At 40.6% G+C, this 1,586-nt stretch carries 2 protein-coding genes; both read left to right on the top strand.

Going from position 1 to position 1,586, the window contains the following annotated elements:
• A partial coding sequence (locus AC1DUW_RS28200; protein WP_477644101.1) for an exo-beta-N-acetylmuramidase NamZ family protein occupies positions 1–1,128 on the top strand: 1,128 nt, incomplete at its 5' end.
• Positions 1,129–1,308: 180 nt separating this feature from the next.
• Positions 1,309–1,586: PTS transporter subunit EIIC (locus AC1DUW_RS28195; protein WP_477644100.1), on the top strand; the 278-nt coding region annotated here is incomplete at its 3' end.

Genomic DNA, 1,586 nt, shown 5'->3' with positions numbered 1-1,586 from the left:
ATTGAAGTTCTTTTAAAAGAAGAGAAGGATGTACTTAAAGGAAAAAAGGTGGGGTTGATTACAAATCCAACAGGAATCGATTCCAAATTAACGAGCATCGTTGATCTGCTTTATGACGATCCGGATATTGAATTAACTGCGTTATATGGACCCGAACATGGGGTTCGTGGAGATGCGCAGGCAGGGGCAAGCGTTGAATTTTATATAGATGAAAAAACAGGATTGCCCGTTTATAGCTTGTACGGTAAAACGAAAAAGCCAACGCCTGAAATGTTAGAAGGTGTAGAGGCTCTTGTCTTTGATATCCAAGATGTCGGAACGCGTTATTACACCTATATTTATACGATGGCCTATGCAATGGAAGCCGCGAAAGAAAATAACATCCCGTTTATCGTGTTAGACAGGCCGAATCCGCAAGGGGGGATATCAGTAGATGGACCAGTACTTGAACCGGAATTCTCATCATTTGTTGGTTTGTATCCGATTCCGCTTAAACATGGGATGACAGTCGGCGAACTAGCTACATTGTTTAATAAAGAGTTTAAAATTGGTGCAGATTTAAAGGTCATTAAAATGAAAGGCTGGAAGCGCTCGATGGATTATGACGAAACTGGGCTTCCATTTGTCTTGCCATCGCCAAATATGCCAACAGTTTCCACTACATTTGTATATCCAGCTACAGGGTTAATTGAGGGAACAAATGTCTCGGAAGGCAGAGGGACGACTAAGCCATTCGAATTAATCGGTGCACCGTATATCAACAGCGATGAACTTGCGGGAAAATTAAATGGACTACGTTTGCCCGGTGTGAAATTTAGGGCTGCCTCTTTTACACCTTCGTTTTCAAAGTATGCAGGTAAACTTAGCCATGGAGTTGAAATCTATGTAACCGATCGTGATGAATTTAGGGCTGTACCAACTGGACTGCATATCATCAAGACCATTCATGATCTTTATCCAGATGATTTCGAATTTCTCGCAGCCAATAATTTCAGTCTATTAATAGGTAATGACTGGGTGAGAACAATGATTAAAGAAGGCTCATCTGTGAATGAAATTATGAAAGAATATCAGCCAGAGCAAGATGCTTTTAAAAAGGTTCGCGCACAGTATTTACTCTATAAATAACCGGAGGAACTTAGAAAAGTCTGTAAGGACTTTTCTTTTTTTTATTAAAGGGGTATAACGTAAAGAATTTCCTAGAAATAGAGAGTTTATAAAAGAAAAGAAGTTCTAAAAAAGAAGAAACCGCTGTCTAATAGGTGTATAGGGTTATCCTAAATTTATAACTGTCAGGGGGAAAGTGGGATGAAAAAATACCTTCAAAAAACTGGCCGTTCATTGATGTTGCCAGTAGCCGTATTACCGGCAGCTGCCATTTTAATGGGGATTGGTTATTGGATAGATCCAGCAGGATGGGGAGAGGGAAGTCCGATAGCGGCTTTTTTAATTAAAGCTGGTTCTTCCATCATTGGCAATATGTCTATCTTGTTTGCTGTCGGGGTTGCATTGGGGATGTCGAAAGGAAAAGATGGTTCAGCCGCTTTGAGTGGGCTGGTAGCCTATCTAGTCGTAACGACATTGCT

The organism is Peribacillus sp. P4_C12 (genome assembly GCF_056402095.1).
Note: the sequence above shows the minus strand (reverse complement) of the source record. Positions and strands in the feature narration are given on the sequence as shown.